The organism is Flavobacterium amniphilum, from assembly GCF_023634845.1.
Lineage (GTDB): Bacteria > Bacteroidota > Bacteroidia > Flavobacteriales > Flavobacteriaceae > Flavobacterium > Flavobacterium amniphilum.
This window is the reverse complement of sequence record NZ_JAMLJL010000002.1, coordinates 195,400-218,059: the sequence shown is the minus strand read 5'-3', so window position 1 is coordinate 218,059 and position 22,660 is coordinate 195,400. Positions and strand designations below refer to the sequence as shown.

Below are 22,660 nucleotides of genomic sequence, written 5' to 3'. Positions count from 1 at the left end.
CAATTATATCGATGAAGTCCGTATCGGTTCCCAAAATATAACAATATCCGGACAAAAATTTAACCGGAATTGGGAAGTAACGCTGGATATAAAAAAAGTGAACATCAGGATAATCGAACGGAGATCTAAAGCAGGCAGTATTGTTGGTTATATGATTGATTTAAGTTCCAATGGGAAAAATTACAGGATTAATAAATTATTCAATTGGAATAATTTCACGCTCTATGAATTATTCAACACTTTCAAAAGTGTGAAAGGAGAAAAGATTATTATTGACGAAAAAAGTTTTATTGATGGTCTTGAAAAAAGAGCCCGGGAAAATTTTGAATGGGAAGGTAAGTAGAAATGATTTATACTTCCCCAAAACCATACCCAAACCGCAAATGCGTCCCTGTATCCGCCGGAATCACTTCAAACGTTCCGTCAATCGCTTTGGTGCGGAGTTTCATGTTGGAAAGACCGTTGCCGTTGTGTGGGGTTTTTTCCAGTCCTTTCCCGTCGTCGGTGATGTCAATGGTTAAGGTGTTGTCGGTTTGTGTAAAAAGAATAGTGAGGTTTTTCGCTTCACTGTGTTTGTAAGCATTATGTACGGCTTCTTTAATAGCCAGGAAAAGATTGCGTCTGACTTTCACCGACAGGTTCACCATGGACTGTATCCCGCTTTTTTCCGTTTTCAGGCTGATGGTTGTTTTTTCCAGAAAGCGTTCGGTGTAAGTCTGTACATAGTCAATAAAATTCCCGACCGTATCATTACTTGAATTCAGACTCCACAAAATTTCGCGCATCGCCAGGTTCATTTCTTCGGAGGTTTTCACAATAGCTTCCAGATCTTCCGAATATCCGGCATCTTTCAATTTGAATTTCATGAATTCAGCCTGCAGTTTGATCGCTGATATCCCGGCGCCCAAATCGTCGTGCATGTCACGCGAAATACGTTCGCGTTCGGCCTGTATGGATTTCTGACGTTCGAGTTCTTTCTCGAGCAACTGGTTTTTGAATTCACTCTCCTTTATTTTAATTTCCTGCTGCTGGACCAACTGTCGTTTGTTGTAAATTAAAATGACAATAATAATAAAACCCACGAAGAGCAGCATGACCGCAATGGCAATGATATAGGTGAGTTTGATTTCGTACGGGAGTTCTCTCATAAATTAGTATTTACACAACAAAGCCCTGAAAAGCATACAGTAGCACACGATGGTCAGGACTTGGTAAGCGATATTAATTTGCGTTAAAAATTGGATGTCATTGATGTTGAGCCAGTACATGGGAATCAGGCGGAACAGAAAAAATACCGACCAGATCAGCATTGAGGTACTCACCCAAAAGGCTTGCTTTTTCAATAGGGAAATCTCGTCGACGTTTGTGAGTTGGCTGATAAACCACAACAGCGTAAACAAAACATAAGCGATACTGGCCGACACACCGGCTTCGATCGAATAGCTTTTGACGCCATTGCCGTAAAAGATATAAACGCAAAATGCAACGGCTAACAAGCCAATTGCATATATGGTCTTTCTGAAACTGTTTTGCTGAAAACCGTAATAAAAAATGAAAAATGAAATGTAGGCCGGGGGCGAGGAGTTATACACTTCCGGTGTGATCCATCCTTTGAACAATCCCAGCTCAAAAATGACAACCAGTAAAAAATAAGCATACAAAAAGTTTTGCCTTGACACCTTGTTAAAGAACGAGGCGCCAAGACAAAAGAGTATGATGATGAAGTATATCCAGATCAAATTAACTAGCAATTAGGAGGACATAGTTGGAAGGTGTCGTAGTAAATATCCGGACTTAAAGATTCAATTTTACCCGAATCACTTGGTTTGTCTCCAAAAAACATAATGAAAGTGAATTGATGATTACAATCTTTAGAACAATTATCAATGAGTGCTGGATATAAATAGACATATTCATGGTCTTCAAAATCTTTTCCATCGAAATTACCATAATAATTAATAGTAATCTTCCGCGTATTGTTTAAGTTTTCTCCATTTGAAAGATAATGCAAATTCTTGTCTAACTCTTTTCCTATTTTTTTATCAAAATTGTCTTCTAAAGTACTTAAATCATTAATTGTTTCTAATCTGTCAAGTTCTTGATCAACTCTAAGTGGTTCACCATTTGCTAAATAAGCAAGTTCAAAACTTTCATCGAATTGTATCAAACGAAATATGACTTTTTCATTATTTTTAATAGATTCTTCAAGTAGAGATGATTTTATGTGAAATACTTTTGATAACTGAGGATGTAAAGCGAAGTGCTTTTTGAACTTAATCATATAGCGTTTCGCTTCTTCATATTTCAGTGGCATTCTAAGATCAAATTTTTCTGTAGATATAAAGGGTTCTGGGAACTCTAGATTGATTCGAGGTAGTGAATCTTTGATTTCAGTCAATAAAATATCTAATTGGGTTAAATCTTCTCCAGTTTCAGTATTTATGTCATTTTCATAGCAGTATTTTTTTAGTAAATAGGCTATTTCATTTAATTGTTGGTTGTGTTCCATGATTTCTAGTTTTTAAGTTTGTTAATGGCTTCCACTTTATTGGTTACCTGTAATTTTCTGTAAATGTTGCCGATGTGTTTTTTTATGGTGTCGATCGTCACACATTTCTTATCGGCGATTTCCTTGTAAAGCAGTCCCTGCGCCAGGCATTCCAGGACTTCTTTTTCGGTGGGTGTGAGCAATGACAGACTTTGTACTTGTACTTTCGTTTCGTGAAAGTGCTGCAATACCCGTTTGGCAATGTTGAAGCTCATCGGAGCGCCGCCGTTGGAGACTTCCAGTATGGCACTGATAATTTTTTCCATTGGTTCTCCTTTGACAAGATAACCGCTGGCCCCCGCGCGAAGGGCCGAGAAAATTTTTTCGTCATCCTCAAAGGTCGTGCACATGATAAAGGTAGTGTCCGGTAAAAATTCTTTGAGGCTTGCGACAATATCAATACCCGAATGGTCCTGTAACTGAATGTCCATCAAAACCACGTCTGGTTCCTGTTCCTTCAGCTTGCGTAAAGCACTTTCCCCATTGAAATATTGGGCTACGCAGGTCATGTTGTCCTGATAATCAACAATCGTTTTGAGTGCGTTGTTGTAATTTTTATCGTCTTCTACTATGGCAACCGAAATGTTCATGAGTCGTGTTTTTACTTTACAAAGTTGGCCAATTAACCCAAGTGCCGCAATTACCCGAAAGGGTGATTTTGTTTCGACGGACTTTGCTTGTAATCCTTATCTCATAAAAATACAAATCTTATCTATATAATAGGTAAGCGTTTTTACTGATTTTTCCCACAGGTAAAATATCACCCGAAAGGGTAATTGATTGGTATACCGTTACGGGGGTAGCTTTGGGTTAGATAACGGAACTAAAAAATTGGAAATCATGAAAACAAGATTATTATTTATACTGACTGTTTTACTAACGGTAAGTATGCAGGCACAAATCCCGACACTGGTGGATAAAAAAATTAACGGTGACAGCTATCTGGCAAAGAGCATCCGGATTGATGATGAAAAGATTAAAAGCGTTGAAGATCAAAAAACCAACTTGAAAAAGAGAAAAGATTCACTCGAAAATACAATCTTTAAAAATCAAAACCTCGCCGGGGATGAAAAGGTGAAAAATGAAAGAGAAATCAAATCGTTAGATTTAAAAATACGGAACTACAACGATGAAATAGAATCGTTAAAGGAATTTAGAAGGCTTTACTTCAAAGAAGAATTTGGAAAAGCTTATGAGAATAAGATTGCCAAAAAAGATGACGAAATCAAAAAAATCAAAAAAGATATGGAAGGTTTGGTTGAATCGGGTGATATCGACGGGATGAGTTTATTACATGAGAAAGTGCTGAATATTAACCGCGAAATTATCGAGCTGAAATATGAGCAAAAACTTAGAGAGAATGATGACCGGTTTTTGATTTTACCTTCTTCCAGTAAAAAATTCGGAACCGTTTTTTTTAAAAAGTTTTACTATACAGACGGAACGAAAACAAATTACCTGAATTCACTGGCGTTAAATTACAGTAACTCCGGTGCTTTGGCCCAATCAGAAGTTTTGGCTGATACTTTCGGCCCAGTGAGGATTGCCCTCGGAACACTGATTCAGTCCAATAGTGAAACACCTGAAACAGAAGAAGAAGAGGAAGAACAGCAGGAAGAAGACCAATTGGAGAATTTAATCAACGGTGGCGGTAATTTTTATCTGGAAACTATTTTGCCGGGGGCTATTTATTCAAATGAAAGTTTTGCCGGTTATCTGTATTTCAACAGCAAATTAGGACTGGGATTGAAAGGGTTCAGTGACAGTGTTGACACCAGTACGTTCAACTCGGCTTTTGGAGTTAATGCTTATGTGGGAGGAAATACTGCCGAAAAGAAATTCAATTTTTTCGTTAATGCCGATTTGAATTATAATATCGCTTCAAAAACCGTCTATGATAACCTGAACCTGAAAGATAAGAAACCCTTCGTAAGCGGGAAATTAGCTGCCGGGATGACTTTTTACGGAAAATTCAGATTGTCTGCCACATTCAATACTTTCGGTAGTGATGAGTCATTGCGTTCAGGAAAGGTTATAGTGGGGATACAAATAATTCCAAGTAAGTAACAATACTTTCAAACTCTTTAAGAAGAAAGCTATTGAGCACTGTTTCTGAAAAGAAATTCATTAAAGGTTACAAAAACAATTTTAAAATTTTGAAAAATGGAAACTACTAACAGATTGTCCATGGACGATCTACCGGATGTATTCAAGATACTGAAAGGGATGCTGTGGCTGGGTATTCTTTTGATCGTGTTCTTATCATTTATTTCACAAAACACTTCTGCATATTTATTTACTCTGGGTAATGCTTTACTGATTGCCGGTGCTTTCTACGGAGTGGGAGGTTTGACAGGATTTTTGTTTGGAATACCTAAAATGATACAGAACAATCACATTGATTCCAATAACTTGGGTGAAAGTGAATCTAATGTGGCTCATAACGATAATTTGGTACAGATAAGTGACTGGCTGACCAAAATAATTGTCGGGGTTGGGTTAACCCAATTGAATTACATTGCTCCGGCGCTTTATGAAATCGGGAAAATATTAGGTACAACTATTTTGGGTTTTGATCATAGAGGTAATGGTGATTTTGGTACCAATACTTCTATAGCTATCATTTTATACTTTGCCATACTTGGTTTTATGATGGTTTATACCTGGACCAGATTACATTTTTACCGGGTATTAAAACTTGATTTGATTAAGGTAATCAATAAAACAAAAGAAGAATTAGATGTAAAGGCTACTGAATTGCATAAAGCTGAAACCGAAAGCCAGAATGCAAAAACCGAGCTTGATGCTATTGTCACTACTTTCCCGGATGTGACACAAACCATCAAAGAGAATCAAATCAAGATTCGGGACGATGAAAAATCTGAAAATGACCCACATAAAGATAAATTTGGCGGATTAGCCGAGCGCGCCGGAAGGATAGTATCTGCAACGGTAAGGGAGACTTCGTACGACAAAGAATTGTTTGTTGTTGATATTGAAGTAACGTCAACCAATCCGGATAATCCGCTCACCGGTGAGGTGACTTTCTTTTTGCATCCTTCATTTCCCAGCGAGGTTGAAACCATTAAAGTGATAGATGGAAAAGCCGTGAATAAACTGATCAGTTACGGAGCCTTTACCGTTGGCGTTGAAACCGATAACGGAACCATACAACTTGAATTGGATTTGTCCCAAATTCCGGATGTTCCCAAATTGTTTAAAGAACGGTAAAAAGTACTATTTATAACATAAATCAAATAAGCTATGAACACAAAAACATTGAATTTAAGTAAATGTAAACCAATGCTGCTTTTTGTAGTGGCATTGGTTACGCTTGGCACCTATGGACAGCAACCTATCGGGACGGTTACCGATGACGTTAGACGTTTGTCTTTTACCTTGTACAGTGACGGTATGTTGGTTCAGGACGGAAATCCGGCCAACCGCGGAATGACGGTGCGCGACCCTTCCGGATTCATGCACCTGATGATACCTTCCACAACTCCGCATTTAAATGCGTTCTTTATGGACTGGAACAACCGGGTAGTAGAGATTGACAGTTACAGGGGAGCAAGGATAGTAGGCCGTTGTTTATGCCCGCTTCCCACCAATCCGTATGCGAATGTATACAGAGCGCCGCAGTACAATCCGAATGTGGGAATTGAAACGAATGCCGGTTTTAAACCTTTGCCCACCGCGATTGTCGATGTAAACCGCCCGTACGGAAATGTAATGAGTACGAGTGAACAGAACGCCCAGGAATGTTATGCGCAATCACTCAATAGTGCCGGGAAGTTGGACAAAAAAATGTTTGGAAACTGTATGATTGAGAAGTTGGCAGGGAGTAAGGAGCTGGCGATTTACAATTGTGTCAAAAATGCAAAAACACCCGAAGAACAAACGATTTGTCTGTTTGAAGCATTGGGTGGTGATAAAGAAAGGGAGATTGCCCAAAAATTGCAGGAATGTTACAGTACCTATGGAAAAGATTTCAGCCGTTATCCTTTGTGCATGGCCGGTTCGGTGACGGATGGGGAAGTGGCCAAAATCTTATCCTGTATGGAACAGCAAAGCCGCAGCGGTCAGGTGAGCATCATGGGAACTGCCATTTGTTATGGTACACAGAATCTGGACCTGAATCCCGAAACCCAGATCATGATTGAGTGTGCGATGGCATCAGGTGGAGAACCGTATACTTTTGCCGGTTGTGCAGGCGGCCAACTGTTAGCACGTGAACTGGACAAATGCCTGATGTACGGTGTAGGAGGTCCAAATGGCTGTTTTGGTGAAAACAACGACATCATCAAAGGCTTGAAAGCGATTGGGGATGCCATGAATCTTGAATTCGGTCCTAACAACGATCTGGTTAAGCTTTGGAACAATTCCGTGAATGATTTTACAAGAGGACCGGGGCCAAACCACGAAGCGGTGAAAATTTTCCGTAATATCGGGAATGAAGTCGGAAGGGCACCGGGTAATGTTGAAAGAGCCATCCGCAGGGCTGTACCGAAAATTAGAATCAGACTATAAAATTTACGTAGCCGGAAATAAAAAATCCCCGATAACCATCGGGGATTTTGATTTATAATTGAAAAGTTTACCAGCCACCGGATGCACCGCCGCCGCCAAAGGTTCCTCCGCTTCCTGAATTACCCGAACTGTACGAGCTTCCTGAACTACTTGAACTGCTTGAACTTCCCGAACTGCTGCTTCCGCTGAAAAAAGAGGAAGTCGATCTTCTTCTGTAGCGGTCACCGTTATTGTTGTTAACATGCACGTGATTGTAAACCGTATTGCTTACACCATAACCGCCCATTGTATAATTTCCGGAGAACAGTTTTTTTCTGTTCCGTATTATGTTTATTAGGGCAAAGATAATTACGGCAACTATCGAAAGAAATATAAAAATGATAATGAGGGCGCCAACCAGACCGATTGGTTCTCCTACTTCGGTAACTTCCTGATTTTCATTAGCGATCTTCTGGACAGCTGCAGGCGGATTGATATCCGTGATGAAATTGCTGAGATCGGTTGTGTTTTTTTCATTGGTGAACTCATTCTTCAGGATGTCAAAAATAGTATTGAGTCCCTCACTGATCCCTAAAAAGAAATCGCCGTTTTTAAAATGGGGTGTGATGATTTCGTCAATAATCTGTTTGGTTTTCTTATTGCTCAGTATGGGTTCGATTCCATGGCCGTTCTGAATGCTCATCATGCGGTCATTTTTGGCAATCAGCATGACAATCCCGTTGTCTTTTCCGCGTTTTCCAATGCCCCATTTCTGTCCCAGCTCCTTGGCGTAGGTTTCAATATTGATTCCGTTCGTCGTCGGAATCAGCATCACCAGTATTTCGGTGGACGTACTGAGGCAGTAATTTTTTAATTTATTGTTTAAAATGGATTGTTCGTCAATACTTAAGGTATAGGTACTGTCGATAATGAAAGGAATTTTGCCGGGCCTTTCCGGAATTTTCAGTTGGGCCGTAACCAGTACACTGCAAAAAAGAAAAGTAAATAAAAGTAGTTTTTTAATCATAGTGTTGAGATAGTGTTAGTCAGTTCGTTTCTGTTCTTTCTTTCAAGCGGGAAAAATTCCTGTAATTGGGTTGCAGCCTTTCCGATGCCCAAAACCAATCCTTGTTTGAACAGTCCCATTTTAAATTTTCCAAGCACGGCATCTTTTGTTTCCTCCCAGAAGTTGGCATCGACTTTCTTGTTTATGCCTTCATCACCAATGATGCTGAGTGATTTTGATTTGGTACAGACGAAAAAAAGAACGCCGTTCCGTTTTTGGGTGGCATCCATGCCCAATTCAAAAAAAACGGATTGTGCTCTTTCAAAAGAAGGCAGCCGGTTGTCGTTTTCAATATGCACGCGTATTTCACCCGAAGTATGTTTTTCGGCCTGGATAATGGCCCCGACAATTTCCTGTTTGTCGGAATTGCTTAAAAAGTTTTTCATTGGTACTATTTTTTCATTTGATACATTCAAAAAAATTATAGCCCAAATATAACGGGAAGTAATAAAAAAGCTACAACTTTCAAATTTTTTTTTGAAATCGCTTAGGCTGTAAAATAAAAAATCCCCGACCAGCCATCGGGGATTCTTATCATGCATATGAGGAGCGGTTACGCATCCAATGCACAAAACTGACTGATGATCAAGTCACAGCTGTCGCCGTGCGCCACCACTAATTGACCGTCAGGACAAAGACAAGCCATTAACTCGCCGCCTTTACCCTTAACTGATTTTTGCATTTCTTTAGAAAGCTCCTGAGCTCCGTCTAATTTTAAAATGTTTTTTAACATGATGATTGTAATTAATTTGTTTTTGTTATTTAATCTAATCCACGTAGGAATTATTTTACGAAAATAATGTTTTGGAATTGATAAACAAATTTAATTTAGGAATTTTCTTATTACTTAGTGATTAGTAAAGAGTAACTAGTGAAGAGTAACTAGTGAAGAGTAATTAGTGATTAGAATCTAAAAAGTCTAAGTAGTCTAAGAAGTCTAAGTAATCTAAGAAGTCTAAAAAGAAGTTGTGATAAAAAATCTGTGATAAAAAAAATTATCACAAAAAATTTATCACAAATCCGTGATAAAAAATCCGTGATGAAAAAATTTATCACAAAAAAATTATTACAGGAGTTATCCGCTACGAAATTCTTCAATCTTTCGACGGTGGCTGAGCCTGTCGAAGTCCAATCTGATAATCTAAAATGAATTGCGCAAAATAATTACGCACACCCTTACCAAATTTGTATCCTGGTTAGAGTCTAAGAATCTAAAAGGTCTAAGAATCTAAGAAGTCTAAAAAAAATCAGTATAAATACGTACTAAAATGACAATACACTTAATTAAATTTGGAAGACATGCAAAACATACTCGATAAACTCAAAGAAACAGAGCGGGAAAAGAGCGTCGAAATACTGTATGCGGTAGAGTCCGGGAGCAGAGCGTGGGGATTTGCCTCTCCAGATAGTGACTACGACATACGGTTTATTTACAAACACGGTCTGGATTATTATTTGTCACTTTGGGACAAGCCTGATGTTATCGAGTTTATGACCGCCGATGATCTCGACGGTTCCGGCTGGGACTTGGGGAAGTCCGTCAAACAATTGGCAAAATCCAATGCCTCTTTGTTGGAATGGCTGTACAGTCCGGTAGTGTATTATGAAAACACGGAAGCCATGGCAAAATTACGTGCCGTGGCTTCCGATTGTTTTTCGCCCATCGCCTGCATGCACCACTACATAGGTACCACCAAAAATTTCATGGACGTTTGCACCCAGGATGCAGTCAAACTCAAAAGCTATTTCTATGCGTTGCGAACGGCACTCGCCGGCAAGTGGATCGTGGACCGCGACAGTTTCCCACCGGTCGATTTCAATGAATTGCTGCCGATAGCACCACCAGCCATACAGGAAAAGATAAAAGAGTTAATGCAAATCAAGTCACAACAAAACGAAAGCTACCTCCATCCGAAGGAATCCCTCATCACGGATTATTTGCAGGAGACTCTGGCGTATAATATGGCGCATGCTTCTTCTTTGCGTTCCGGAAAGAAAATGGGCGAGGAGTTAGATGGGGTTTTTAGGGATTTATTAAAGTAATTGAAAATATAATGAGTTTTAAACTATTAGCTATAAGACCACTTGATCGCTGTAAGCGTAAATTTTTAAAGAATTTAGAAGAAAACAGAATTTATAAATTTTATAATGATTATGATTTTCTGGATGCTGAAAATAATCCTATTGAAAGTTTTGGTAGTGAAAATTATATAGAAGTAAAAAATATAAAACATACACCCACAGTTCCGGAAAATTTTTACGGGGAAAACATTAATATTTCTGCTATTGTTGGGAAAAATGGGAGTGGGAAAAGCGCGTTAATTGAGTTACTTATAGCGAGCATTTTCAAAACTTCATTAATAGTGAATCCTAATTTTTTTAAGCCAGAAGAATTATATGATTCAGGGGATGATGAATTAGATAAAAATGAATTCGAAAAGAATATCAAAAAGTTTAAGACTAGTATAAATTCAGATTTAAATGAATTAAAAGTTGAGATTTACTATCAAAATAGTTTAGAAGAAGAGAAGATAATTCAATGCGTTGAATTAAATGGTGCTGTTGTTAACATAAAAAAACAAATTGGTAAAAATAATTTATCTGCATATGTATCAATAGTTGAATCGGAAAATAAAAAATCAAATCAAGAAAAAGTACCAGCTATAGTAAAGGAGTTATTAGAAAATTTATTTTATTCGGTTGTAATTAATTATTCTCATTATGGATTTAATACTAATGAAATAGGTGAATGGATAAAAGGGGTTTTTCATAAGAATGATGGCTATCAATTACCAGCTGTTATTAATCCTTATAGAGAAAAAGGGAATATTGACATTAATAGTGAAAAGTATCTTGCCGAGTCACGATTTTTAGTAAATATTCTGCAAGAAGAAAAATTACGTACAATTCAGAAAGATAAAATGATTAAGTATGTAGGCATTGAATTAGACTATTTAAAATTTAAATGGACAGAAATTAATGGTAGAGATATAAGGTTACTTAATAGTGAACAAGAAAAGATAAATATATTGGGTGTAATTTTTCAAATTTTTCAAATTGAAGAAGATACAACTCAATATGTAGATAACTTTTATCGCAATTATGCAATTGATTATTTGTTGCTTAAGTTGAAAAAAATGACTTTCCATCAAAAATTTAATGCTTATAAGAAATGCTTTGAGGAGTTTGATTTTTTAGAAATAGAAAATGAAAGAGTTTACCAATTTAAAATAGTAAATAATAAAATACTTGAAAGTTATTTAAAAACATTATATAGAGACAATTCACATTTGACAGAGAAATTCAGACAAACATTGTTTTTTGTCATGTATTGTTACTTTGATAGAGAGGATGTTGAAGATAAGCTAATAGAGGTTGATAAAGTTTATGAATGGATAAATACTTCATATTTATTATCTCAAAAAAAGATACTTAGCATATATGACAAAATATCACTTAATAAAGATTTTAATAGAGATTATCTTGATAAATTCGGTACAGATTGTTCATTACCACCTTTTTTTAAAATTAACTATTATTTCGAAGATAAAATCAGTGATAATAATTTTTCAAATCTAAGTTCAGGAGAAAAACAGAAAATATTTAGCCTACATTCAGTAATTTATCATATAAGAAATATTACTTCGGTAAAAAATCAACCAGATAATATCTCATTGCCTAATGAAATGCAAAAAGCTACAGATTTGGTATCATATAAAAATATAAATGTAATTTTTGATGAAATAGAATTATATGCCCACCCCGATTTTCAAAAATGTTTTATAAATGAATTATTAGACTCTTTAAGACTTATAAATTTAAGTGAACATTATCTTAATATCCTTTTCATTACCCATTCACCATTTATTCTTTCTGATATTCCAAAGCAAAATATTTTATTTTTGAATAATGGGAAGCCTGAAGATTATAAAAAAATGAACACTTTTGGTGCGAATATTACTGATTTACTGGCTGATAGTTTTTTTATTGGAGATGGATTAATAGGAAACTATGCAAAAGAAAAAATAAATGGTACAATTACTTGGCTAAATAAATTATCAGATTTAAAAGAGCAACTTTTAGAATTAAGTAATGAGAAAGACTCTTTAAAAAGAACAAAGATTGAGAATAAAATTAAGAAAATAAAATCAAAGGAAATTGTTGACATTAAGAGTAATAAATCATTTAAAAATCATTATAATTTAATTCAATCAATTGATGAACCATTGATGAAATATAAGTTGAAAGAAATGTATAACGAGGTTGTTATGGATTTTTCAAGAGCAGATATTCTACAGAAAAAAATAGATAAAATGCAGGAAGAGTTGGATTTAATAAAAACTAAACCTTAACAAATAATTTATTATGCTGACATTGAAGAGTTCAGATATTAAATCTCAAAAGTTTTATTTAGAGATAAAAAATAAGATTACAGGAAAAATAAATAAACATGATGGGACAACAGTTACTTCTGATGAAATAAAAAAAATCATCCTTGCTGGTCCAGAAGAGTTAATTCAGCTTAATAATGATTTGATAAATCAGATAATTTTAGATTTTGATCAAAATGAATTTGAAGATTATTTGAAATTAAATAAAGATAAAAGACCAAAAAACACAAAATATCATCTTAAAATTAAAGAAATTGAAGGAATTTTAAATTATTCTAGAATTGTTGGGAATGATTATTTTTTAGCTGATTTGCTTAACCAACTTACATGTATTCATTGCAATAGAAATTACATAATAACGGTAGGTTCAAAAAATAGTAAAGTCACTAGACCTGAATACGATCATTGGTTCAGTAAAAGCAAATACCCTTTATTAGCCTTGAGTTTTTATAATCTTGTGCCTTCTTGCTCTTCTTGTAATAAAAAGAAGAGCAATAAAAACTTTCAGCTAAAAACTCATTTGAATCCTTATTGTATGTCTGATGATGAGAAAAACTTTCGGTTTTCATTCAAAAAGAAAAACTTTATAGATAACAATGTTGATTTGAAAATTGAAACATCGGATAATTCCTCAAGAATAAAAATTGAAAATTTTTTTAATGAGATGAATTTAAAGCAGATCTATGATAAACATTCAAATTTAGAACTTAGAGATTTATTAGATTTGAGATATAAGTACTCAGAAAATTATATTGATCTACTAATAAAAACTTTTGGAAATATCTTGTCAAAAGAAGAAATCTACCGTATGGTTTTCGGAATAGAAATAAAAGAAGAAGATTTTCACAAACGACCATTCTCTAAATTTAAGAAAGATATTATTGATGAATTGTTGAGTATTAAATGATTTCCCCCCGCTGCGCAAAGTCTCCTGACTTTGAGCAATGTAAAACAGTTTTATTAAATTGAAACTTACAGAATAATAACTTAAAATTTTAGTTTAAAATTATTTGTATCAATTGACTGGCTCAAAGTCAGGAGACTTTGCGCAGCATTGGTCTAAAAGGTCTAAAAATCTAAGAAGTCTAACAATCTAAAAGGTCCAAGCAGTCTAATAATCTCCCAAAACCACTCAATATTAATATATTATACCTATCTTTGGCACTTATTGGTTTTCTGCCAGTGCTCTTCCTGATCTGCAATTTGTTATTTATTACTCTTCAGTTTTGGCGTTCCAGTTGCCTTATTACTAATTAATAACAATTGACATCATGAATATTTATGTATCCAACTTAAGTTTTCAGACCTCAGAACCACAGTTACGCGAGTTATTCAAAACATACGGGGAAGTAGCCTCGGTAAAAATAGTTTCGGATAACTTTACCGGCCGTTCCAGAGGTTTCGGTTTTGTGGAAATGGATGATAACTCTGAAGCTGTAGCGGCCATTAAACACCTTAACAATACAAAAATGGGCAGCCATTTTATCACGGTTTCTGAAGCACGTCCCCGCGGAAACAGAAACGGCATCTGATAAGCTGCACCAACAAAAAAAGTACCCGCTTCCCGGTACAAAACAATGGTCTGACCATCCTCCTTTATTTTCCGTTAAAGGCGTTGATTTTTTGTGAAATGCTCCGGGCTTTCGTTTTACCCGGGTATTCTCCCATGCACTTCAGTACGATCAACAGGTACCGGTTAGTACCGCCCAACAAAACATTGTCCATCAGTAAGTGATCGGGTGTTTTGTTTTAACCCAAGCCGTAATGGCTTATAAAATTTATACAATGACTTTTAAAAAAATAAATATAATTGAACCCATCCTCAAAGCACTTGAGGAAGAAAAATACAGTGTCCCGACACCCATACAGCAACAAGCCATCCCCGTTATCCTGAAAGGAAACGATATTATGGGATGTGCCCAGACCGGAACCGGGAAAACGGCAGCTTTTGCCATTCCTATTTTACAGCAATTGGCCAACCGCCCGGCTAAACAGCCTAATGTAATCCGGACACTGATACTGACACCCACCAGAGAGTTGGCTATTCAGATCAGTGATAATTTCACTTGTTACGGAAGGTATCTGCAATTAAAGCACACCCTTATTTTCGGAGGAGTGTCCCAGTTCCATCAGGTCAAAGCCTTACGGAAAGGATCTGATATCCTCATTGCAACACCCGGACGTTTACTGGATCTGATGAGCCAGAAAGAAATTGATCTTTCCAACCTTGAAATATTTGTACTGGACGAAGCCGACCGTATGCTTGACATGGGGTTTGTGTATGATGTGAAAAAAATCGTGGCCAGTTTACCGGCAAAAAGACAAACATTGCTTTTTTCTGCAACAATGCCCGACAGCATTAAAAAACTGGCAGGGAAAATCCTGAGCAATCCTGAGTACGTGAGCGTCGATCCGGTTTCATCAACCGCTCAATCGGTAACACAGTCGGTTTATTTTGTTGAAAAGCAAGACAAGGAAAAACTGTTGGCCAACATTCTGGATGATGCATCCATTTCGCGTTCCCTGGTTTTTACAAGAACCAAGCACGGCGCAAACAAACTGGTAGAAAAACTGAGCCGAAAAGGCATCAGCGCGGCTGCCATTCACGGGAACAAATCACAAAATGCGCGTCAGAAAGCCCTTGCGGATTTTAAGCTCAATTCCCTCCGGGTTTTGGTGGCTACCGATATTGCTTCACGCGGGATTGATATTGATGAATTGCCGCATGTAGTCAATTTTGATTTACCCGAAGTGCCCGAAACCTATGTACACCGGATTGGCCGTACAGGGCGCGGCGGCAAAAGCGGGACGGCGATAACGTTTTGCAGCACCGATGAGAAATCAGATTTGAAGAATATCGAGAAGCTGATAGGGGTTAGCCTTACCGTTTCGGAAGTAGAATAAAAAACAAGTATTAAACAGATGTGGAAATTAATTATAAAAAGTATGGCAGATTCATTTTACAAGAAAGAGAACCGAAAGAAAAAAATAGAAAAGAAAAAGCAGAAAAGCCAAAAGCGTGAAGACCGCAAAGTGAATAACAATAAAGGAAAAGGATTGGAAAGCATGATTGTGTACGTTGATGAGAACGGGCATTTGACTTCAACACCACCTGCCTTGAGGCAAACTACTGAAGATAAGGGTGAAGCAGGAGAGAAAACACCAAAAATAAGACCGAACACCGATCAGGTGTAAAGGTTTATACCATAAACCCCTGACAGGTTTCCATAACCTTTCAGGTGTTTTTCTAAGAAGTCTAAAAAGTCTAACACTTCAAACGGTGGCTGAGGTGTCACACTGAGCTTGTCGAAGTGCTCTCGAAGCCACAATCTCTCAATCCAACAATTTTAACCAGTGTATCCGGATAATAATTTAAAAACCTGAAGGTTCCAAAACCTTCAGGTTTTTTTATAAGTAATTCGGAATGAGAATCTAAGCAGTAAAAGTGCCTAAGCACTCTGAAAATCTGACAATCGAATAATCTGACAATCTAAAAAAACCAACAATAAACACCATCTTTTTCCAGTTATTTATATATACTTTACGGCGACACATATGCAAACAGAACAAAGAGTCGAGATTATTGACGTGTTAAGAGGTTGGGCTCTTTTGGTGGTGGTTATTTCCAATTATTTATATTTCGGTTACAGTCCCGAAGGGAAAATTAACGGGGAAAGTGTGGTATCTGAAATTATCCAGGCCGTCGAGCGTTTTTGTTTTTCAGCCAAAGGATGGACCCTTCTTTTTGTTTTGTTCGGATTTGGATTTGGTGTGATTTACGCTAAAATGCAACAAAATGCGTATGCATTCCTGACCCGGCGTATGCTGGTGTTGTTTGGCTTTGCTCTTTTCAATACGTTGATTTACGACGGCGATATTTTAAGGGATTACGCTTTTCTGGGCTTACTCTTTTTGTGTTTCATCCATTTGCCGGCACGGAAACTAATACTAATCGGAGGTGTACTGTTACTGCTCGAACCTTTTTTGCAGGCCGGAATAGACAAAATCGATGCGTCTTATATTACGGCACAGGTAAATGAAATTACACTTTTAAAGTTCAGTCATCACTGGCTCGATATTTTCAAATACAATGTAATGAGTTCGTATTATTACGAAGTGTTAAGTCTGCCTTATTCGGTAACGGCACATTATGTTATGTTTATCTGCATGCTGTTCGGACTTGCTTTGCAAAAGAGTAATTTCTTTGACAATCTGACGATGCAGCAACCGCTTTTAAAACGAATGGTGATCGGCTCGTTCTTACTGACACTTTTATTGTGGGGAATTGCGTTCGCTTTACGGTTTATGCAAATCGGTTATCAGAAGTATTTCCCTCTTCATTACTGGATCGTGATCGCTACCATGGTGTTTACGGCTTCGGGAATTGTATTATTGTTTAGCCAAGGTAAAATGCAGGATGTGTTTAAAGCCTTTTCATCGGTGGGTAAAATGACGTTTACCAATTATATCGCCCAGAACATCATCAGCTTTTTAGCATTTCAGGGCGCAGGCTTACGGATATTCCATTATATACCGTTTCATTTTTATTTTATGTTTGCCATAATGGTGTACTGTTTCCAGATTGCAATCAGTTACTGGTGGTTGCAAACGCACACTTACGGTCCGCTGGAATGGTTATGGAGACAGTTGAGCGCTACCGGCAAAAAAACGGCCCAACTGATACCGGAACGTATTTTTGTGGAGAAGTGATTTTCAGATTTTCAGATTGTCCGATTCTATGAAGTCTAAGTTAGACTAAAATCTAACAATCTAAAATATTTTCCGTAAATTGTAAGGAGCAGAAAGACTGCGGTACATTGTTTCATTTAAAAATCAGAAAAATGAAGTCGGTTCCAATTCTTATGATGTTCTCCCTGTCGATAGGTACTTCGGTTTCGTATTCCCAAACTGCAACCGTAACCGACTGTAAAATTCTCAAACACTGCAAACTTCAGTATGTGACCCAATCCGGCACGACCGATCATGTGATCATCAACAACAACAAACACACCGAATACCTCGAAGACGGTAAGTACTACATCAAATCGGATGTAACCTGGATCAATGATTGCGAATACACAGCCACAATGACCGAACTGAATATTCCCAACTTCTATTTCCAACCCGGCGATGTGCTGAATGTTAAGTTCGACAAAATAGAAAACGGATTGGTTTACGGGATTTCTACGATCAAAGGCAAAAAATATAATTTATTGTTTAAGTTGATCGAATGATAAATGTTTAAGTTTATACCATTACAAAAACTTGTCATGAAAATTCAAATCTTATTCGCACTGGTCATTTTTCCTTTTTTAAACTGTAAAGAAAAAAGTATTCCTAAAACTATTGAAAAGCAGAGCATAGAATTAGTATCTCTGCCACCTGAGGAAAAAATTGACGAAAACCGTTTGATCGGTTTTGGATGTTATTTTTCAGGAAGAAAATCTGAACCGGTAAAAGTAATGGGTAAATTGCTGACAAAGAAAGATTACATAGGCATCCGGGCAAAACTTTCAGCGAAAAGTACTGCAGAAAGATATCTGGCAACAGCAGTTTGTACAACCCTTGAAGCTAAAAAAGTGATTTCACTGACGCCTTCGGAACAAACCCGGATAAAACAAAACATGATGAGTCCTGATAAAGTTGTTTTCTGTTCAGGATGTACTTTTGAAGAAGAATTTACAATGAAAGAGTTGTTGGCATCAGGTCATTTAAATAACTGGTTAAAAGAAATGATACAATAGTCCAAAGTCTGCTACGCAAAGTCTCCTGACTTTGAGTAAGAAAGGGCTTTCGTTGAATTAAATATTTGTTGTAATTATTTAATTTTAGTTCAAAGTTTATTTATATCGATTTACTAGCTCAAAGTCAGGAGACTTTGCGCAGCGAAGAGGAACTGGAAAGTTCATGGAAATTAGTATATTTGTGGTATAATCCAATGAAAAATGAACTACAAAATATCATTTCAGGAAAGAGCCAAGTTAGGTATGGAGATGTTATCCAAAAAATCTCCCGTTACCTTGAAAGAAGCAAGAGAGCAGGCATTGAGATTGAAAGCAGCAAGCAAATCAAGAGTGAAGAAGCAACGCTCATAAGGGAATATTGTGATTTAAATAATTTTTGGGATACCAAAATAGATATAAAAGCATTTATTTCAAGTGGAGCAGAACAAAAGGTTTATCTTCATGATGAATATCAGGTATTCAAACTTAATGATGGAATTTATTACGAAACCTGGACAGACTACCTCAACAATTTATTACTCAATAATTTCTTTTTTCCCGACACTGCTTACCAATTAGTTGGATTTTATGAAATAGACAATATCCTTTATGCAGTTGTTGAACAGGAATTCATAAAATCTGATGAAGCAACGGAATTAGAGAATGTCAAAAATTTCATGGATAATAATGGTTTTATCAATAAAAAGAACAATGATTATTTTAATCCGGAATTGGGAATTATTTTAGAAGATTTACATGATGAAAACGTTTTGACTTTCGAAAAAAATCTTTATTTCATTGATACTGTTTTTTATTTGACTCCGGAGTTTTATGAATGAAAGAATGGTTTTTTCACAAGAAATCTAACAATCGGACAATCTAATAATCGAACAATCTAATAATCTAACAATCCAAAATGAAATATATCTTTTACTTCTTATTATTCGGAATAAACTGTTTCAGTCAGGAATTTGAAGGAAAAATTATTTTTAAGATATCCTATCTTCCAAACAAAAATGCAGTCATTGACACGACCGAATTAAAAAAATCATTGGGAAGTAAAATGGAATTTACGGTGTCTAACGGTAAGTATAAGGAAATTACAGACTCTGATTTTTTAACGTATAAATTATACCTGCCATCTGAAAACCGGCTTTACTTTCAGGAGCGGATTGCCCCGGGTAAATTGTTTTACTACAGAGGGGATAAAACCGCCAATACACCTTTTCAACATAAAATAATTAAAAAAGCAGGAACGGTCTTGGGATATGACTGCGATAAACTGGTGTATAAAAATGACAAATATGAAATGACTTTTTATTATGCCCCGAAGCTGAAGGTGAATCCGGATCACTGCAGGAATTTTACATTTACCAATAAAAATAAGATCTCTAAATTGATGTCGGCCTTATTCTTAAAGCATACCATCGTAACTAAAGATTTTATTGCAACGATGGAGGCGGTTGAAGTGATTCCGATGAAAATTGAGGAAAGTGAATTTGCAAAACCTGAAAATCTGACGGTTGAAGAACAATAAATCAGCAGGATTTTATTTTTTACAGGAATTGGGTTGTGAACGTTTAAAGAATTAAAATATTAAATTTTATGGCTGCAGGTTTTTGGTACTTGGAAGACGGCAGGTGTTTTTCACGGAAAGCTGCACAGAATGCTGTTAATTGTTTGTTGTTAATTGTTTGTTGTTTACTTTTAACCACAAACCACAAACCACAAACCACAAACCACAAACCATAAACCACAAACCATTTAACTTATAGCGCAAAATAATTGCGCACCCTTATTCCAATTTTGTATCTTGAAATCATAAATGAATTACGATGACGATACAGGATTTAAAAAAAAATAATCTCATACTATTCGAAGTAATATCCGGAAGTAAATCTTTTGGACTGGACACACCAGCGTCAGATACCGATATCAAAGGCGTTTTCTATTTACCGAAAGAAAAATTCTTCGGACTCGATTACATACCACAGGTCAGTAATGAAACGAATGATGAAGTGTACTACGAATTAGGGCGCTTTGTGGAACTGCTTCTGAAGAACAATCCGAATATACTCGAAATACTCGCAACGCCCGAGGATTGTGTGTCGTACAGACATCCGCTGATGGAAAACCTGAAGTTGGAAGATTTCCTGTCGAAGCTCTGCAAGGATTCGTTTGCGGGGTATGCCATGACGCAGATCAAGAAAGCACGCGGACTCAAAAAGAAGATTGTGAACCCCATGGAGAAGGAGCGCAAAAGCCTGTTGGAGTTTTGTTTTATACTCGAGGGGTATGACAGTGTGCCGTTAGTGAAATGGCTGGAAGCAAATCAATTGGATCAGGATCAGTGCGGATTGATGAACATGCCCCATTCCAAAAATATGTTTGCGTTGTTTTATGATGCCGGTGCGACATTGGGTTACCGTGGTATCGTCAAAACGAATGAATCAAACGAGTTGCAGTTGTCTTCCATACCAAAGGGAGAAAAAGAACGCGCTTACCTGAGCTGTAACCTGGAAGGGTATTCAGTGTATTGTAAAGAGTACAGAGAGTATTGGGACTGGGTTGTCAAACGCAACGATGACCGTTACAATATGAACCAACAGCACGGGAAAAATTACGACAGTAAGAACATGATGCATACGGTACGCTTGCTGCAATCGGCGGAGCAAATCCTGACTGAAGGTAAATTAAATATCCGTGTAGGAAACAGAGGCGAACTGCTTTCCATCAAAGCCGGTGAAATGGAGTATGATGAACTGTTGCAAAAAGCGGAAGATCTGATACGAACCATCGAAGCGGCTTATCCTGATTCGCAGCTTCAGGATTTTCCGGATTATGATAAAGGAACCCAAACGTTAATAGCCATGAGGGAGATACTTTATAAATAAGTTGTGAGAAAAATTTCAGAAAAATAAAAATTCTCACAACTCTGTGAGAAAAAATCTGTGAGAAAATAAATTCTCACAAAAAAATTCTCACAACGTTGTGAGAAAAAATTTAAAATTGAAAAAATTCTCACAGAGGTTTTTAGATTATCCGAGTCTAAGAAGTCTAAGAAGTCTAAGAAGTCTAAGAAGTCTAATAATCTAACCAATCGTCATCTTAACCGCCAGTATGTGTTTGCAGATTCCTCTTTTTCCCTGATACGCCGTAAACCAGTTGCAGGTGCAATGCTGGTTGGAGCCATCGATAATGACACGGTGTGAAACTCCTGTTCCTTTTACTCGTGCTTCGGTGTAATTCCCTGTGCGTTTCAGTATTTGGATATCCTCATTGTCAATTAGTTTTTTGGCGTTCTTCAGTCTTGGGTTTAAACTCAGGATGCGTTCGGTTTTAAACGGAAGTCTTCTGTAAAAATGTTTTTGATCGGTCACATCATATCCTAACAGTCCCATCGAAGACAAACTGGATGTCAGGTTGTCCATCGTTCCGAAGTCGATATCCGTTTCAACGGAAAGCAGGGTAGGGTCGAATGTTTCGTTTGACTTGAGCAAACTGTTCAGACCGTACACCCATTCCATGGGAACATTTTCGGTCATGGTTTCCAATACATTTCCTTCACCGGAGAACCCGCGGAATGCATCGGAAGAAAAAGCCATCAGCAGTTGCATTTTTCCAAATTCACAAACCACGGCACAGGTTTGTTTATCGTAGGATTCATACACATACAGTTTATCTACTATGGCCAGTATGCCTTCGAGTAAACGCAAACGGTGCACACCGCCAATTCTGACGCTGTCATTGGTTTCCAGCGTACTGAACATAAACTTCCCGGCGCGTTTGGTGATGTAAAAATCGCCTTTAACACTTCCTTTCGGTAAACTCTGGAACAATTGTATGGTTTGTATTTTGGAAAGCTCAAACTTAAAATCCATGTCGGCCAGATAGAGTTGGACACTTGTCAGTCCTTTTATCCAGCGCATGGGAAGTGTTACTTTCTTCTCGGTTACTTTTGCCTTGGAAGTGATTACCTGCATATCTTTTTGTCCCACGGCCAGCGTTACTTTTTCATTTTTCTGGATGGCATTGAGCGCGTTGAGCATCGGTTCGTTGAAATCGACATTGGTGGTTCCGTTAGCGATGAACTCACCGTCAACGGCTTCCGGTTTCATATCGAGGCGTACATACACACCGTTGCAGGAAGAAAAACCTTCAAAGCGCAACCGTTCGGCACCGGCGGAAACGATTGGATCCCTCAAACTTGGCGGCACCGGACCAAAACTGGTGCGTACCACTTTGGCAATCGTTGTCCAGCATTTTGCCGTAACATACGGATCGGTTAAATTTCCCCAGAAGAAACACGGAATCGAATTGACTTCTTCAATTTCGGTCTGGTGCGCCATGACTAAACTATTGACACCTTTGGTTTTACTGATGGTGGAAATCCCTTGGTAATTATATTCTAAATCGTTCATTT

At 37.2% G+C, this 22,660-nt stretch carries 24 protein-coding genes; 16 read left to right on the top strand and 8 right to left on the bottom strand.

Annotated features, from left to right (window positions below; translation table 11 throughout):
- Nucleotides 1-97 precede the first annotated feature (97 nt).
- Nucleotides 98-343 (top strand): hypothetical protein, encoded by a 246-nt coding sequence (locus NAT51_RS02855; protein WP_250594935.1) that lies wholly within the window; start codon nucleotides 98-100, stop codon nucleotides 341-343.
- A gap of 7 nt (nucleotides 344-350) precedes the next feature.
- Here the strand turns inward: NAT51_RS02855 and NAT51_RS02850 are convergent, their stop codons facing one another.
- The 4 genes from NAT51_RS02850 to NAT51_RS02835 form a co-directional block, all read right to left on the bottom strand.
- Nucleotides 351-1,148: a sensor histidine kinase gene (locus tag NAT51_RS02850; protein WP_250594933.1), complete on the bottom strand. Its 798-nt coding sequence runs from the start codon at nucleotides 1,146-1,148 to the stop codon at nucleotides 351-353.
- A gap of 3 nt (nucleotides 1,149-1,151) precedes the next feature.
- Nucleotides 1,152-1,661: a hypothetical protein gene (locus tag NAT51_RS02845; RefSeq protein WP_250594931.1), complete on the bottom strand. Its 510-nt coding sequence runs from the start codon at nucleotides 1,659-1,661 to the stop codon at nucleotides 1,152-1,154.
- Nucleotides 1,662-1,744: 83 nt separating this feature from the next.
- Nucleotides 1,745-2,509, bottom strand: coding sequence for a hypothetical protein (locus tag NAT51_RS02840; RefSeq protein ID WP_250594929.1), 765 nt, complete (start codon nucleotides 2,507-2,509; stop codon nucleotides 1,745-1,747).
- Nucleotides 2,510-2,514: 5 nt separating this feature from the next.
- Nucleotides 2,515-3,138, bottom strand: coding sequence for a response regulator transcription factor (locus NAT51_RS02835; protein ID WP_250594927.1), 624 nt, complete (start codon nucleotides 3,136-3,138; stop codon nucleotides 2,515-2,517).
- A gap of 250 nt (nucleotides 3,139-3,388) precedes the next feature.
- Between NAT51_RS02835 and NAT51_RS02830 the strand changes: the two genes are divergently transcribed.
- The 3 genes from NAT51_RS02830 to NAT51_RS02820 all read left to right on the top strand — a co-directional run bounded on the left by NAT51_RS02830 (nucleotide 3,389) and on the right by NAT51_RS02820 (nucleotide 7,078).
- Entirely contained in the window at nucleotides 3,389-4,615 is a 1,227-nt protein-coding gene (locus tag NAT51_RS02830) for a hypothetical protein (RefSeq protein WP_250594925.1), read from the top strand.
- A 96-nt stretch (nucleotides 4,616-4,711) separates the two neighbouring features.
- Nucleotides 4,712-5,779 (top strand): pYEATS domain-containing protein, encoded by a 1,068-nt coding sequence (locus NAT51_RS02825; RefSeq protein ID WP_250594923.1) that lies wholly within the window; start codon nucleotides 4,712-4,714, stop codon nucleotides 5,777-5,779.
- Between the two features lie 33 nt (nucleotides 5,780-5,812).
- Nucleotides 5,813-7,078, top strand: a complete 1,266-nt coding sequence (locus tag NAT51_RS02820; protein ID WP_250594921.1) for a hypothetical protein — start codon at nucleotides 5,813-5,815, stop codon at nucleotides 7,076-7,078.
- A gap of 67 nt (nucleotides 7,079-7,145) precedes the next feature.
- Here the strand turns inward: NAT51_RS02820 and NAT51_RS02815 are convergent, their stop codons facing one another.
- From NAT51_RS02815 to NAT51_RS02805, 3 genes are all read right to left on the bottom strand, one after another.
- Complete coding sequence (locus NAT51_RS02815; RefSeq protein ID WP_250594919.1) at nucleotides 7,146-8,084, bottom strand: TPM domain-containing protein; 939 nt, start codon at nucleotides 8,082-8,084, stop codon at nucleotides 7,146-7,148.
- Complete coding sequence (locus NAT51_RS02810; protein ID WP_262921779.1) at nucleotides 8,081-8,509, bottom strand: TPM domain-containing protein; 429 nt, start codon at nucleotides 8,507-8,509, stop codon at nucleotides 8,081-8,083. Before NAT51_RS02810 ends, NAT51_RS02815 begins: the two co-directional genes overlap by 4 nt.
- Before the next feature lie 167 nt (nucleotides 8,510-8,676).
- Nucleotides 8,677-8,856 (bottom strand): hypothetical protein, encoded by a 180-nt coding sequence (locus tag NAT51_RS02805; RefSeq protein WP_250594917.1) that lies wholly within the window; start codon nucleotides 8,854-8,856, stop codon nucleotides 8,677-8,679.
- 566 nt (nucleotides 8,857-9,422) lie between these two features.
- Here NAT51_RS02805 and NAT51_RS02800 point away from each other — a divergent pair.
- The 12 genes from NAT51_RS02800 (at nucleotide 9,423) to NAT51_RS02745 (ending at nucleotide 21,131) form a co-directional block, all read left to right on the top strand.
- Nucleotides 9,423-10,166, top strand: coding sequence for a nucleotidyltransferase domain-containing protein (locus tag NAT51_RS02800; RefSeq protein ID WP_250594915.1), 744 nt, complete (start codon nucleotides 9,423-9,425; stop codon nucleotides 10,164-10,166).
- Between the two features lie 11 nt (nucleotides 10,167-10,177).
- Nucleotides 10,178-12,475, top strand: coding sequence for a hypothetical protein (locus NAT51_RS02795; RefSeq protein ID WP_250594914.1), 2,298 nt, complete (start codon nucleotides 10,178-10,180; stop codon nucleotides 12,473-12,475).
- A gap of 13 nt (nucleotides 12,476-12,488) precedes the next feature.
- The gene (locus NAT51_RS02790) at nucleotides 12,489-13,421 is read left to right on the top strand and encodes a hypothetical protein (RefSeq protein WP_250594907.1); all 933 of its coding nucleotides are present in this window, start codon (nucleotides 12,489-12,491) and stop codon (nucleotides 13,419-13,421) included.
- Between the two features lie 364 nt (nucleotides 13,422-13,785).
- Entirely contained in the window at nucleotides 13,786-14,046 is a 261-nt protein-coding gene (locus NAT51_RS02785) for an RNA recognition motif domain-containing protein (RefSeq protein ID WP_250594905.1), read from the top strand.
- Between the two features lie 253 nt (nucleotides 14,047-14,299).
- Complete coding sequence (locus NAT51_RS02780; protein WP_250594902.1) at nucleotides 14,300-15,418, top strand: DEAD/DEAH box helicase; 1,119 nt, start codon at nucleotides 14,300-14,302, stop codon at nucleotides 15,416-15,418.
- Nucleotides 15,419-15,460: 42 nt separating this feature from the next.
- Nucleotides 15,461-15,709, top strand: coding sequence for a hypothetical protein (locus NAT51_RS02775; protein ID WP_394799678.1), 249 nt, complete (start codon nucleotides 15,461-15,463; stop codon nucleotides 15,707-15,709).
- Nucleotides 15,710-16,069: 360 nt separating this feature from the next.
- Nucleotides 16,070-17,224: a DUF418 domain-containing protein gene (locus NAT51_RS02770; protein ID WP_250594894.1), complete on the top strand. Its 1,155-nt coding sequence runs from the start codon at nucleotides 16,070-16,072 to the stop codon at nucleotides 17,222-17,224.
- A 131-nt stretch (nucleotides 17,225-17,355) separates the two neighbouring features.
- Nucleotides 17,356-17,748 (top strand): hypothetical protein, encoded by a 393-nt coding sequence (locus NAT51_RS02765; RefSeq protein WP_250594892.1) that lies wholly within the window; start codon nucleotides 17,356-17,358, stop codon nucleotides 17,746-17,748.
- 36 nt (nucleotides 17,749-17,784) lie between these two features.
- Nucleotides 17,785-18,258 (top strand): hypothetical protein, encoded by a 474-nt coding sequence (locus tag NAT51_RS02760; RefSeq protein ID WP_250594890.1) that lies wholly within the window; start codon nucleotides 17,785-17,787, stop codon nucleotides 18,256-18,258.
- A 134-nt stretch (nucleotides 18,259-18,392) separates the two neighbouring features.
- Nucleotides 18,393-19,076 (top strand): putative polyvalent protein kinase domain-containing protein, encoded by a 684-nt coding sequence (locus tag NAT51_RS02755; RefSeq protein ID WP_250594888.1) that lies wholly within the window; start codon nucleotides 18,393-18,395, stop codon nucleotides 19,074-19,076.
- 77 nt (nucleotides 19,077-19,153) lie between these two features.
- Nucleotides 19,154-19,774, top strand: a complete 621-nt coding sequence (locus NAT51_RS02750) for a hypothetical protein (RefSeq protein WP_250594885.1) — start codon at nucleotides 19,154-19,156, stop codon at nucleotides 19,772-19,774.
- Nucleotides 19,775-20,072: 298 nt separating this feature from the next.
- The gene (locus NAT51_RS02745) at nucleotides 20,073-21,131 is read left to right on the top strand and encodes a DNA polymerase beta superfamily protein (protein WP_250594883.1); all 1,059 of its coding nucleotides are present in this window, start codon (nucleotides 20,073-20,075) and stop codon (nucleotides 21,129-21,131) included.
- A gap of 198 nt (nucleotides 21,132-21,329) precedes the next feature.
- On the opposite strand, the gene NAT51_RS02740 is transcribed toward NAT51_RS02745, so the two are convergent.
- Complete coding sequence (locus tag NAT51_RS02740) at nucleotides 21,330-22,658, bottom strand: SWIM zinc finger family protein (RefSeq protein WP_250594881.1); 1,329 nt, start codon at nucleotides 22,656-22,658, stop codon at nucleotides 21,330-21,332.
- Nucleotides 22,659-22,660: the final 2 nt, after the last annotated feature.

Bases quoted from the DNA above. Each gene is read 5' to 3' on its own strand.
- NAT51_RS02850 (WP_250594933.1), bottom strand. From the start codon at position 1,148: ATGAGAGAACTCCCGTACGAAATCAAACTCACCTATATCATTGCCATT.
- NAT51_RS02840 (WP_250594929.1), bottom strand. From the start codon at position 2,509: ATGGAACACAACCAACAATTAAATGAAATAGCCTATTTACTAAAAAAA.
- NAT51_RS02835 (WP_250594927.1), bottom strand. From the start codon at position 3,138: ATGAACATTTCGGTTGCCATAGTAGAAGACGATAAAAATTACAACAAC.
- NAT51_RS02830 (WP_250594925.1), top strand. From the start codon at position 3,389: ATGAAAACAAGATTATTATTTATACTGACTGTTTTACTAACGGTAAGT.
- NAT51_RS02825 (WP_250594923.1), top strand. From the start codon at position 4,712: ATGGAAACTACTAACAGATTGTCCATGGACGATCTACCGGATGTATTC.
- NAT51_RS02820 (WP_250594921.1), top strand. From the start codon at position 5,813: ATGAACACAAAAACATTGAATTTAAGTAAATGTAAACCAATGCTGCTT.
- NAT51_RS02815 (WP_250594919.1), bottom strand. From the start codon at position 8,084: ATGATTAAAAAACTACTTTTATTTACTTTTCTTTTTTGCAGTGTACTG.
- NAT51_RS02810 (WP_262921779.1), bottom strand. From the start codon at position 8,509: ATGAAAAACTTTTTAAGCAATTCCGACAAACAGGAAATTGTCGGGGCC.
- NAT51_RS02805 (WP_250594917.1), bottom strand. From the start codon at position 8,856: ATGTTAAAAAACATTTTAAAATTAGACGGAGCTCAGGAGCTTTCTAAA.
- NAT51_RS02800 (WP_250594915.1), top strand. From the start codon at position 9,423: ATGCAAAACATACTCGATAAACTCAAAGAAACAGAGCGGGAAAAGAGC.
- NAT51_RS02795 (WP_250594914.1), top strand. From the start codon at position 10,178: ATGAGTTTTAAACTATTAGCTATAAGACCACTTGATCGCTGTAAGCGT.
- NAT51_RS02790 (WP_250594907.1), top strand. From the start codon at position 12,489: ATGCTGACATTGAAGAGTTCAGATATTAAATCTCAAAAGTTTTATTTA.
- NAT51_RS02785 (WP_250594905.1), top strand. From the start codon at position 13,786: ATGAATATTTATGTATCCAACTTAAGTTTTCAGACCTCAGAACCACAG.
- NAT51_RS02780 (WP_250594902.1), top strand. From the start codon at position 14,300: ATGACTTTTAAAAAAATAAATATAATTGAACCCATCCTCAAAGCACTT.
- NAT51_RS02775 (WP_394799678.1), top strand. From the start codon at position 15,461: ATGGCAGATTCATTTTACAAGAAAGAGAACCGAAAGAAAAAAATAGAA.
- NAT51_RS02770 (WP_250594894.1), top strand. From the start codon at position 16,070: ATGCAAACAGAACAAAGAGTCGAGATTATTGACGTGTTAAGAGGTTGG.
- NAT51_RS02765 (WP_250594892.1), top strand. From the start codon at position 17,356: ATGAAGTCGGTTCCAATTCTTATGATGTTCTCCCTGTCGATAGGTACT.
- NAT51_RS02760 (WP_250594890.1), top strand. From the start codon at position 17,785: ATGAAAATTCAAATCTTATTCGCACTGGTCATTTTTCCTTTTTTAAAC.
- NAT51_RS02750 (WP_250594885.1), top strand. From the start codon at position 19,154: ATGAAATATATCTTTTACTTCTTATTATTCGGAATAAACTGTTTCAGT.
- NAT51_RS02745 (WP_250594883.1), top strand. From the start codon at position 20,073: ATGACGATACAGGATTTAAAAAAAAATAATCTCATACTATTCGAAGTA.
- NAT51_RS02740 (WP_250594881.1), bottom strand. From the start codon at position 22,658: ATGAACGATTTAGAATATAATTACCAAGGGATTTCCACCATCAGTAAA.